Source organism: Streptomyces deserti, from assembly GCF_054782695.1.
The window spans coordinates 1-10753 of sequence record NZ_BAAGRZ010000065.1; the positions used below are offsets into that span (position 1 = coordinate 1).

The 10753-nt window shown below is 68.1% G+C and carries 12 protein-coding genes and 3 pseudogenes; 9 read left to right on the forward strand and 6 right to left on the reverse strand.

Annotation, left to right across the window (positions count from 1 at the left end):
- Positions 1–377 precede the first annotated feature (377 nt).
- Entirely contained in the window at positions 378–632 is a 255-nt protein-coding gene (locus ACYVMZ_RS38620; RefSeq protein ID WP_461087893.1) for a hypothetical protein, read from the reverse strand.
- Entirely contained in the window at positions 629–1048 is a 420-nt protein-coding gene (locus tag ACYVMZ_RS38625; RefSeq protein WP_461087895.1) for a DUF1622 domain-containing protein, read from the reverse strand. Before ACYVMZ_RS38625 ends, ACYVMZ_RS38620 begins: the two co-directional genes overlap by 4 nt.
- Before the next feature lie 181 nt (positions 1049–1229).
- On the opposite strand from ACYVMZ_RS38625, the gene ACYVMZ_RS38630 reads away from it, so the two are divergent.
- The gene (locus ACYVMZ_RS38630; protein ID WP_461087897.1) at positions 1230–1640 is read left to right on the forward strand and encodes a four-helix bundle copper-binding protein; all 411 of its coding nucleotides are present in this window, start codon (positions 1230–1232) and stop codon (positions 1638–1640) included.
- A gap of 312 nt (positions 1641–1952) precedes the next feature.
- Here the strand turns inward: ACYVMZ_RS38630 and ACYVMZ_RS38635 are convergent, their stop codons facing one another.
- Entirely contained in the window at positions 1953–3305 is a 1353-nt protein-coding gene (locus ACYVMZ_RS38635) for a DUF2254 domain-containing protein (RefSeq protein WP_461087899.1), read from the reverse strand.
- A gap of 291 nt (positions 3306–3596) precedes the next feature.
- Between ACYVMZ_RS38635 and ACYVMZ_RS38640 the strand changes: the two genes are divergently transcribed.
- The 5 genes and pseudogenes from ACYVMZ_RS38640 (at position 3597) to ACYVMZ_RS38660 (ending at position 6459) form a co-directional block, all read left to right on the forward strand.
- Positions 3597–4121: a PepSY domain-containing protein gene (locus ACYVMZ_RS38640; protein WP_461087901.1), complete on the forward strand. Its 525-nt coding sequence runs from the start codon at positions 3597–3599 to the stop codon at positions 4119–4121.
- A 282-nt stretch (positions 4122–4403) separates the two neighbouring features.
- On the forward strand, positions 4404–5168 hold the full coding sequence (locus ACYVMZ_RS38645; RefSeq protein ID WP_461087903.1) for an acetate uptake transporter family protein: 765 nt from the start codon (positions 4404–4406) through the stop codon (positions 5166–5168).
- A 41-nt stretch (positions 5169–5209) separates the two neighbouring features.
- The gene (locus ACYVMZ_RS38650) at positions 5210–5728 is read left to right on the forward strand and encodes a gluconokinase (RefSeq protein ID WP_461087906.1); all 519 of its coding nucleotides are present in this window, start codon (positions 5210–5212) and stop codon (positions 5726–5728) included.
- Positions 5729–5734: 6 nt separating this feature from the next.
- Positions 5735–6012: pseudogene (locus ACYVMZ_RS38655) on the forward strand (transposase); the annotation flags it as partial.
- Positions 6013–6156: 144 nt separating this feature from the next.
- Positions 6157–6459, forward strand: a complete 303-nt coding sequence (locus ACYVMZ_RS38660) for a hypothetical protein (RefSeq protein WP_461087908.1) — start codon at positions 6157–6159, stop codon at positions 6457–6459.
- A gap of 161 nt (positions 6460–6620) precedes the next feature.
- Here ACYVMZ_RS38660 and ACYVMZ_RS38665 read toward each other — a convergent pair whose 3' ends face one another.
- Together ACYVMZ_RS38665 and ACYVMZ_RS38670 are read right to left on the reverse strand one after the other, a co-directional pair.
- Positions 6621–7175, reverse strand: coding sequence for a copper chaperone PCu(A)C (locus ACYVMZ_RS38665; protein ID WP_461087910.1), 555 nt, complete (start codon positions 7173–7175; stop codon positions 6621–6623).
- A 141-nt stretch (positions 7176–7316) separates the two neighbouring features.
- Positions 7317–8168: a universal stress protein gene (locus tag ACYVMZ_RS38670; RefSeq protein WP_461087912.1), complete on the reverse strand. Its 852-nt coding sequence runs from the start codon at positions 8166–8168 to the stop codon at positions 7317–7319.
- Between the two features lie 437 nt (positions 8169–8605).
- Between ACYVMZ_RS38670 and ACYVMZ_RS38675 the strand changes: the two are divergent.
- Positions 8606–8899: pseudogene (locus ACYVMZ_RS38675) on the forward strand (Asp23/Gls24 family envelope stress response protein); the annotation flags it as partial.
- Positions 8898–9140, forward strand: a pseudogene (locus ACYVMZ_RS38680) (four-helix bundle copper-binding protein); the annotation flags it as partial. The pseudogenes ACYVMZ_RS38675 and ACYVMZ_RS38680, both read left to right, overlap by 2 nt.
- A gap of 22 nt (positions 9141–9162) precedes the next feature.
- Here the strand turns inward: ACYVMZ_RS38680 and ACYVMZ_RS38685 are convergent.
- A complete protein-coding gene (locus ACYVMZ_RS38685; RefSeq protein WP_461087914.1) occupies positions 9163–9771 on the reverse strand; it encodes an HdeD family acid-resistance protein in 609 nt (202 codons plus the stop codon).
- A gap of 801 nt (positions 9772–10572) precedes the next feature.
- Here ACYVMZ_RS38685 and ACYVMZ_RS38690 point away from each other — a divergent pair.
- Positions 10573–10753 (forward strand): SDR family NAD(P)-dependent oxidoreductase (locus ACYVMZ_RS38690; protein ID WP_461087916.1); only part of this gene is annotated, 181 nt, incomplete at its 3' end.

A 10753-nucleotide genomic window follows, 5' to 3' on the forward strand; every position in this document is an offset into this window, starting at 1 on the left:
AGCCTGGGTGGTCCACGCTCCAGGGCCTGCTCATCGCGCCCCCGTGCGTGGCCTGCAGGGTAAGGGGCTGCCCGCATTCACCCACCGCCGGCAGCAGGCCAACCCGCTTGGCTCGGCGGTGCGTGCTGTGGCGGCAGCCTCCCGGCCCTGCGCTGTGGAGGGCCCGCGTGTGGGCTGAACGGGTGGTGACGGCGGTTGCGCTGTGTCGGAAAACGCTCATCACGCGTTGGTCCGGGCGTGAATCCTCGCGTAGACGACGCTGTGCCGTATGCGGCAGCGGCTTACTGGCTCCCGGCCCGAGCGGGATGACCTGGGCGTAGGCGTCAGGCGTGACGGCGGGTGGGGCCGGGCCGTGATGGTCATCTACTCAGCGGTGCTCATAGCTGCTGCAGCCGCGGAGCTGCGGCGACACCGATGGCGGCGATCTTTCGCACTGTGATGACCGCGGCGGCCACCATGATGCTGTTCCAGGAGATGTCCGCGGCCAGGCGGATCAGCCCGGCGCCGGTGAGGAAGTCGAGCAGAACGGGCAGCGCCTGGCTGATTCGCCGAGAGATGGCATAGGCGGTGATAGCACTGAGCACACCGGCTGCCGTGACCAGCAGCGCGCCTGCGGTGAGAAGATCGGTCATGGTGTGTCCTCGGCCGGGCGGGAGCCGGCCTTGCGCTCCCCTGACTGCTCGGCGGCCACTTCGGCCCGTTCCTGGGCGATCTCACGTCTGAGAAAGAAGTTCAGCGCGGTACGAATCGCAGCGATGGCCGCCAGCTGGCCGATCTCGGTGAAGCTCGGCGCGACGGCGGTGCGCAGCACATCACCGGCAAGCTGGAACTCCAGCCCCAGCGCCAGGAAGCGCCCCAGGGTCAGCCGGATCCGGTTGAAGCCGCTTGCCTCTCCCCGGCCTCGCAGCAGCGCCGCAACGAACCGGGCGAAGGCCCACACTGCGCCGATGAAGATGATCAGCGCCCCTGCCGTCTCGACGACCCGCACAAGCACGCCGATCGCCTCACGCAGCCCGGACTCGGGCAACAGCTCAACCGAAACAGTCATGCGGGGCGACTACCCGCCGCCCGGGCCACTCCCCTCACCTTCGGTCGAACGCCGCACGAAAAGCGCACCCGCCCGATGAAGCCGCACGCCGTTTTACAGCCGACCCCGGTGAAACCCGTATCCCCGCAGCCGGCGCGGGCTGACGCCGCGTGGTCACAGGCTGATTGCGAGGCGATGAACCATGACCACGTCCGTCCGGGAAACGCTCGACACTTACCCCGCTGACCTGGGCAGCGTGGACCGCGAGGCGATGGCGACATGCATCCAGGAATGCATCGCCTGCGCACAGGCGTGTACCGCCTGCGCGGACGCATGCCTGTCCGAAGGCATGGTCGAGGAGCTGACCAAGTGCATCCGCACCAACATGGACTGCGCCGACATCTGCAGCACCACGGCATCGGTGCTGTCCCGGCACACCGGCTACGACGCGAACATCAGCCGGGCGATGCTGCAGGCGTGCGCCACGGCCTGCAAGGCCTGCGCGGATGAGTGCGGCCGCCACGCGGACATGCACGAGCACTGCCGCATCTGCGCCGAGGCCTGCCGTAGCTGTGAGCAGGCCTGCAACGAACTCCTCGTCAAGCTGGGCTGAAAGTCCACCAGGGGCTGCTGGCCGTTGATGTCGCGGGGCGGACGCAGACTCTTCAGTATCGCCCGCTGGCCCGACTGGCCGCGGCGGTGTCAGTTCTGGCCTTCAACCGGTGCAGCCCCTCCGCGAGGCGATGGCCTCAAGGGCACTACCGCTACCGCAACCCGGGGCCTACACGGCCCCCCGTTCGGCGGCCCCGAATCGCGTTGCCGATGCGCGAGGTGATCTTCGGTGAACGGGGGCCCCAACGTGGGGGTGGGTGTCCGTCAGCCGGAGCGTCGGGCGTGCTTGGACGGGCCACGACCGATCCTGCGGTCAGCTCCTGCGGCCGTGTGTCCATCGCCCGGCGAGGGCCTCGTCGACGAGTTCGGTCAGCTCGGTGAGCCGGAAGTGCTGGGTGGCGTGAAGGTTCTGGGTGGCGATCGTGGAGCGCAGCCGGGCGAGTGCGGCGGTGATGGGCGGGTGCTGGTCGGGGGCGCTGGACCAGGCGAGTTCGCGCAGCAGCATCGTGATGCGGGCCAGGACGGCGGGCTCGGCAGCGCCGTAGTGCAGGGGCTGGGCCACCGCCAGGTTCAGCAGGTCCTGCAGGTCCGGGCGTTGCAGCACGGCTCTGACGTGCTGGTGTTCATCGCGCAGCAGTCGAGGGCCGAGGTCGCGGCGCGCCAGCTGGCACAGCAGGGCAGAGGAGTGCGACAGAGCGTGCACGGCGGTGGTCGGATCGTTGACCCCCGGGGAGAGCGCTTTGGCGGCGATGTCGGCGAGCTGCCGGAGCCCGAAGGCGACATCCTGGAGATCGGTGCGCTCGGGACCGGTCCGCATCGCCTCGGAGACTTGCTCGGCCAGGCGCCTGCATGTGGCGGGGGAGAACGGCTCTCCGGCACGTGGCCAGGCGGCTCCCACAGGTGTGCCGGCGATCAGCGAGGTTCCGGGGCAGCACTCGATGAGTACAACCGCGTCGGCTTCGACGGTTGCCTTCATGAGCGCCGCCTCCTCCACGGAGGTGAGGAAGCCGGAAGCTCCGGCGGTCAGGATCAGCGCATTCGCGGGCGGCTCCGGTAGCGCGGCAGGGAGGCTCCCGGTAGCGGACTCCCCGCAGGCCGTGTCCTGCTTCTCCGCCAGCAGCCGGTCAATGGTGCGGTTGGCGGCTGAGTGGATGCTGCTCAGCATCGTCTCGACCCGGATCTCGCGTGCCAGGTGCGACAGAAACAGCACCAGGGCGAACAGGCTGGCCAGGGTGAGCACGAAGGCCACGGTGACCGACACCCGGGGGACGAACCCGGCCTGGCCGTCCTCGCCGGTGCGGACGGTGCGCAGCACGGTCAGGGCGAAGGTAAATGTTGTGAGGAAGAGCGCCAGAGTCGTCTGGACATACCGGTCCGCGGTGAAGGTCCGCAGTACACGCGGGGAGAACTGGCTGCTTGCAAGTTGAAGCGTCAGCACGGTGAGCGAGAAGGTCAACGCCGTGACCGTGACCAGGGAGCCCGCGATCGCCGCCAGCACCGAGCGCGCGGCATCCGGGCTGCCACCGAACAGGTAGTCGCTCAGCCAGGACGGCACGTCATGCTGGATCCGCTCATCCAGCCGGGGCAGTCCCACACCCCCAGCGACGGCGAGTGTGACACCCAGCGTCGGCAGCAGCCACAGCTGGACCCGGAGCGTGTCACGCATCGGCGCGAGGCACGCGGGCCCGGAGCCCGGCCGGGTGCAAGGAGGCCCCCCACACGAGGCACAGGGAGCGCTTCGACATCAGCACGAAATCAGGCTACAGACCACAGCAAATGAGACAACTCGCGAAACACTGCTGCGGGTAAATGCCGCATAGGTGCACCACGGTGAATTTCCCAGATACCGCGCTTCGTTCCCGCCTAAGACGGATAGTCGGTCTGTATGGGAGCAATGACAGCGACCTCTCGGTATGCAGGAGGGTGGGCGTGGAGGCGGCTTGCCGTGGTTCTATGCGTGCCGGTCATCGCGTTTTCGCTCCTCGTGGGCTGCGGCCGGGACGATCCGCTGAACGAACCCGCCGAGCGGTTCCGGATGGTGGAGATCGACTATGAGCGCGCCATTCGTCTGTCAACGGCGGAGGTAACCGGCGGTGAGCTGGTGGCCCTGGAGCTCAAGGAGCCCGAGTCGGTGTCACCCGTGTGGGAGAGCCGGATCGCGGACCAGGACGGGCAGCTGCACACGGTCCGGATCGGTGCCACTCGGGGCGAGGTGCTGGGGACGCGTCCCGGTCCCGATGTGACGGACTCCGAGCGGCAGGAACTGATGCGGCTGCTGCAGGAGGCCCGGCTCCTGCCTGACGAGGCAGCCCGTGAAGCGGCCGACACGACGAACGGGGAGGTCATCACCAGCATCGAACTGGAACGGAGGGATAGTGCCCCGGTCTGGCGCGTCGGTGTCCTTGGCGTGGCCGACGAGTCGGCGACGGTCCATGTGGTGGACGCGAGGACGGGCGAGATCCTGGAGCGCCGCCCGGCCTGACATGGACAGCAGCCCCGGGGCTGGTATCCGGTGGCATCAGGAGCACTTGGCGTGGCGCCAGTGGTCCGCCGCGCAGTGCGTTCCTCAGACCACCGCCCGCTGTGCGGATGCTGGCCGGCCGACCTTCGAGGATTTGGCTCAGGTAACGGCGCAGGCCTCATCGCTTTGCGTCTTGGTGCTTGATAGCTGGTGTGACTGCCAGCGGTCCGCTCCGGTTGCGTGATGCTCTTGATGCTCCCAGCCTGGGAATGGCCTGAGTCACTGCCTTGGAGGGGACCTGCCATGACCTCTTCCGATCACTCTGCGGACCGTTCTGACGGCCGGGGTGTCGACGGACGTGATGATCCGGATGGCTATGAGGCGTGGCGGGCCCGCAGTCGGCTGGTGCTCACGCCTGTCGCTGCGCCGTCGATCCTGGGCTGGTTCGCGTTCGGGGCGGCGATGTTCACGGTCGCCTCGAACATGGCCGAATGGTGGGGGAACAACGTCTTCTCGCCGGTGATCCTGGCTCCCTTCGTCATGCTCGTGGGTGGTGTGGCCCAGTTGATCTCCGCAATGTGGGCTTACCGGGCGCGAGACGGTTTGGCGACTGCCATGCACGGCGTCTGGGGTGGGTTCTGGTTCGCCTGGGGCCTGCTGGTGCTGCTCACTGCGAGCGGCAGGATCCGGCTCGCGGTGATCAGCGAGGACGCCTTTGGCTTCTGGTGGATCGCGGTCGCAGTGATCACGCTGTTCGGAGCGCTCGGCGCGCTGGCCCAGAATCTGAGCACGTTCCTGACGCTCATCCTTCTCACCGCCGGATCCTCGCTGGTCGCTGCCGGGGTGATCGGTAACGTGCACGACCTCCGGATCGCGGCCGGGTGGGTGCTCGTCGCATCCAGCGCGGCCGCCTTCTACACCGCGGGAGCCCTGCTGCTGGAGCAGTCCTACAGCCGGGTGGTGCTGCCGCTCGGCCGGTGGAGTCCGCGGGGCCGGGCCCCCGGGCACGAGGCGATCCGGGACATCGGATATCGGGAAGGTATGCCGGGCGCCAAGGCCGGTCAGTGACCGCCCAGCGGCTACCCAGCACTCGCCCACCCCCCTCACCGGTGGCGGAATGCGCCCGCGCACCTCATCTCGCGCGGCGGGGCCAGAGCCGTTTCGCAGCTGACAAGACGACGGTGGGCAGGGCTCTGACACGGGAACTGGGCGTTCCCTACGCGGAAGGTGACGACTTCCATCCGCCGACGAACGTGGAGAAAATGACGGCCGGCATACCGCTGAGCGACGCTCCTTGGCGTCCTTGGCTCGACAAGATCGCCGAGTGGCTCGCCGACCACCCGCTCGGAGGTGGCGTCGTCGCCTGCTCCGCCCTCAAGCGGCACTACCGTGACCGGCTGGCTTCCGTGGCACCCAACGTGTTCTTCATACATTTGCATGGCTCGGCTCGACTCATCGCTGACCGCATGGCAGCTAGTAAAGGCCCTTTCATGCCTGAAAGCCTGCTGCAATCGCAGCTCGACGCGCTGGAGCCGCTGTCTCCCGAGGAACACGGTGCGCAGGTTCCTATCGACGGCACGCCTGGGGAGACAACGAGACTCGCCGTCAACGCTGTACGTGCCGGATAAGAGTGGCCACGGCGGGAGATTGTCGACGGCATCCGCTACATCGTCGACAACGGCGCGAAATGGCGGGCCCTGCCTGCAGACTTTCCCCGTGGGAGACGGTCTACGGGTTCTTCTGGCGATGGAACCGGGCCGGGATCATCACCTACATCCGTGACCAACTCCGCCGCCGGATCCGTACGGGCAAGGGCCGCTGCCCGCATCCGGTGACCCTGATCGTGGACTCCCAGTCGGTCAAGGGCGCCTCCACCGTCGGCCGCGACAGCTGCGGCTACGACGCCGCGAAGATAGCGTTGCCACACTAACGTCCGCAAGGGGCGCAGACCTAGGAGACGAATGGCCGCCGCCCACGTCCCACATATCCGGTTTCTGCGTTTTTCGAGGGATCGCGGGTACACAGGCCGTCTAGCACAGCGGGACCACCAAGGGAGATGGCATCGATGCTCTTCCTAGGACTACTTCTTCTCGCGGCCACAGCCGCCTTCACCGGCCTGTTGATCGCCGACAACCTGTCCGGGGGCCCTGAGTACACCGTGTCGGTGCTGGGTCAGGAGATCGCCACCATGAACACGCTGGCCATCTTCTGCTCCGGCCTCGCGCTGGCTCTTCTCTTCTGTCTGGCCCTGGCCACAGTCAGGGCTGCGGCACACCGCACCCATAGGGGCCCCCGGCCTCACCGCACGGAGGATCTGCATGCCGCTGGCGGGACGAGGAGACGGGCCGGCGAGCCCTGAAGTGGTATTAGCGCCGGCAGGGCTCAAGGCTCGGTGGATTGCTGTACTGACCACAGGGGACCGGGCTCGGCCGAGCGCACCGGGTCGGTCTTCGTGACCCACGGGCTACGGGCAGTCGTTCGCGGAGGGCACGGGTATCGGCCACGGCCCATCAGCGGCGATCAACTCGGTGAGGGGGACGTCAGTCCTGGCGCGTCGGTGACGTTGTCGTCGTCGTAGGTGGGGATCTGGGAGTGGACCTGAAGCGCCACCTCGCCGGCTCGCTCGAATCGCAGGGTGATCCAGACGAAGTCTCCGCCCCGGATCCGCTCGTTGAGGTCCCTGAGCAGCAGGTGGGGGCGTCCCTTTTCCAGCTCGACGAGCTTGTCGGTGGGCAGCTCGACCGGCCCGCGCACTGCGCCATCCCCGGTCACGATGTCGACGGACCGCGCCACGGTTGTTTCTGCGCCGATCAGCCTGTCCGGACGCTCTCCCTGGTTGAACAGCCAGAGGTAGAACGGTGCGTCGCTCCCCTTCTCCCACGGCCCGTCCGGTGGTTCGGCGATGTGCGCGTAACGAATGAGGACAGACCCCACACGGGCGTTGGCGCCGGGCGGGTTGTACTCGTTGTCATTGCCACCGCAGCCCGTCACCCCCCACGCCGCTGCGAGACAGCCCGCCACAAGGAAGGTGATCGACCGTCGCCATGGCCTCGGTGTCATTGCGTTCACATCCATCCACCTCGCTCCTGCTCCGGCAGCGAACGCGCCGCCGGAACTACGCATGCCCGCCGACCGCCACCGGGCGTCCCTCTTTGGGCCAGGCGGAGCAGCCCCCGAAAGCCAGGCCGTGCGCGGTTCGCCTCACCTGGGTGCCGGTCATCCGTCCGCAGCCTCGGGGACGACGGCGACGGGGCAGTGGGCCGTATGCAGGACCTCGCTGCTGACCGAGCCGAGAAGAATCCTGCGCAGTCCGGTCCGGCCGCGTGAGCCGACCACCAGCAGATCGGTCTCCCGTGACAGATCGGTCAAGCGCGTCGCCGGACGAGCCCAGTCGACCTGCACCTCCGCGGACAGGCTCGGATACCGACCCGCCAGTTCGGCGATCCGCTCCTCGAGGAAGCGCCTGGCGGCCTCCTCGGTCCGCCGCACATCCGGTTCCACTGCGACGATGCCTGCGGTCCCCGGCACCAGCGCCGGAAGGTGCACGGCATGCACCACATGCAGGTCGGCGGCGCGTCGGTCGGCTTCCGCGAAGGCGAACTCCATGGCCTCCGGTGAGTAGTGCGCGAGATCGGCCCCGACGACGACGCGGCCGCCACGCACCGGTCCAGGCCTCCCCGGGCGCAGTACCAGCACCGGGCACCGGGCGTGAGTCGCCACCCGAAGGCTTACCGAGCCGAGGGGCAGGCGGGGGAAGCCACCGCTCCCGCGATGCCCCAGCACGACAAGGGACGCCTCCGCGGAGCGTTCCACCAACGTCCAGGCTGGGTCACCGAAAGGCAGTTCCCCCTCGATGGTCAGGTCGGGGAACGCCGACCGGGCCAGTGCCTGGAACCGGTCCACCACGTCGGCCCCACGCTTGGCGATGGGTTCCTTCTCACCCGCACTGCCGAGCGGCCTGGGCAGTGGGACAGCATGGGCGATATGCAGCGGAATGCCGCGCATCGCGGCCTGATGGGCGGCGTACCGCACCACCGCCTCCTGATCGCCCGCGTCGTCGACGCCCACGATGACGGGTTTACGATCGGCCGGCAGCGCTGGGACGCGGCACCTCCTCAGGAACGAGGAGAGGGCGAACCATAGAAGGTCCGTCTTCACGGGAACTTGCCAAGAGCATCCAGCAAAGTATCAAGCGCCACCGCCACTGTGCTGGCCCCCCGTGATGCCGCCCAGCGGCGTGTCGCGGTGGCCCCTGGCGTGGGCAGGATCCTTCCCTGCCACAGGTATCTCCTATCTCCGCGATCGCCTCGCGGGCGGAATCGTGGATTGGGACCTACCGTGGCCCGATGAGGGCCGGCAACCGAACCGGATGAAGGAGGAGGCCGCGATGGAGGTGGATTTCGTGTGGGTGACGACACGCCGCATTCGGCCAGGCACCTTGGAGGAGTTCGAGACGGCATGGCGCCCGGCCCCCTCCCCCCAAGGTCTGCGCCGCACCTTCGCGTACTGGTCTTGCCAGGGCGCTGGGGGCAGTGCGCGAGCGCGTGCCCGGCGGGGGAAGTGGCGTCACTCGTGGAGTGAGTGTGGAGGTCGGTGAGCGTCAGGCAGCTGTCGACCTTGACGTGGTCGTCGAGTACGGCGCTTCCATCACGGACGCCGCCAGGGACGTGCGCTCCAACGTCATCAATGCGGTCGAACGCATGACCGGCCTGGAGGTCGTGGAGGTGAATATCGCCGTAGACGATGTTCACCTGCCGGACCAGGAGGAGCCGGAGCAGGGCGAGAGGCGGGTAGCCTGATCCCTGCACCACCACGGCATCGGTGCTCTCCCGCCACACTGGCTACGACGCGAACATCAGCCGGGCGATGCTGCAGGCGTGCGTCACGGCCTGCAAGGCCTGCGCTGATGGGTGCGGCCGCCACGCGGACATGCACGAGCACTGCCGCATCTGCGCCGAGGCCTGCCGAAGCTGTGAGCAGGCCTGCAACGAACTCCTCGCCAAGCTGGGCCGAAAGTCCTCCAGGGGCTGCCGGGCGTAGATGATCAGGCGCTACCGGCCTGTCATGACCCGGGCTTCCTGAGCCCGGCCTTGCCGCCGGTCGGCTGGCCGGAGACCATGCCGACGATCCGCCGTCCACCGAACCCGGTTGCGATCAAAGCGAGCCCGTCGAAGAGCAAGGCGAGGGAGAAGAACGTCCCGATGACGTACTTACTGTCGCTGGGCCAGGGCACCAGGACCAAAATGCCAAGCAGGAGGTCGAAAGCACCCAGGACGAGGGTCCAGAGGAACTGAGGGCCGCGCACCACGAGGCCGCCGACCATGCGAAAGAGTCCGCCGGTGAGGAAGAGCAGGGCGGCGAACATGGTCAGCGCGGCGGCGGCCTCCTCGGGCTGGCGGATGATCACCACCCCAGCGGCAATGTTCAGCGCCGCGACGATCACACCGAGCCAGAAGAAGTTCTGCTCGCGCGCCGCTACCGCGTGCAGCAGCCCCAGGGCACCGCCGATGAGCAGCAGCCAGCCGAAAAGGATCATTGAGGTGAGAGTAGCGACGCCGGTGTAGACAAGGCCGACCAGTCCGGCGATGACGAGGAGGACACCCAGCGCTGCAAGTTCACTGAACTCGCGACGCAGTTTCGCCGTCCGTGTCGTCGGCTTGGACTTGGCCATGACCCGCCTCCTTGTCACTGTCGCCAACGAGCTTGTTGCTGGCCTGTCCTTCGCTTTCTCGGTTTGCAAGTGCCTGCAGTTCCATCATCGAGGCCCGAGTGTGGACAGGCACATCCGAATGTGCGGATCGCTGAACGACCTGGTCTAACGGTGCCGGTCGCGATCTCGTGGGCCACGGCGAAGCACCAGCCACACCAGGGCCGCGACCAGCGCCAGGTACTCCAGCCAGGCGAACAGGACCGCCAGTCCCTCCGTGGTCATGATGCGGCCCGCTGTGCGCCGGGGCGTACCACCAAGCGCCGCTGCTGGACCTGGACGACCTGGTTCCAGGGGATCGAGCGGTTGCGGCGACCCAGCCAGCGCGCTACGGCGGCAAGGAGCCCAGGGCCCGTGACGGCGTGCTCGGAACATCCTGCCTCGGCCGTATTGGCCACCTTCTCCTCGTAGTCCGTGTCGGACCACGAAGGCCCCACGCAGGCGCACAGTGCCACGAGCAGGCTGAGGACAAGCGATGCCAGCCGCGCTGTGCGCGGGGCGGGCGGCTGTCTCGTCATCACCGTCACCTCGTGAGCGCCCATACGCCGCAGACCGTAGCCGCCGACGCCGGCGCACCCGACCGCGCCTCGCCGACGCGCGACGACAAGAACCTCCAGCTGCTTTCACAGCACTCCGCGTCACTGCGCCGACCGGGTGCTGTCTGCGCTCCTCCCCGTCCCGGGACGGCGCCCTGCGGGCAGGGAAAAAGAATCCGCCGACCGCCTGCGGCGGCGGGGGCCAGGCATCCGTTTAGCCACCAAACAGTTGAAAGGCACGACGCTGGAGACGTTGGAATCAAGATCTCACGCAAACCTGTCCGGGAAACGGGCCCTCGTCACGGGCGCCGCGCGCGGCCTGGGAGCGGCCATCGCCCGCCGGCTCGCTCAGGCCGGGGCGAGCGTGTGCCTCACGGATGTACGCCGTGAAGACGGCGAGAAGGTATGCG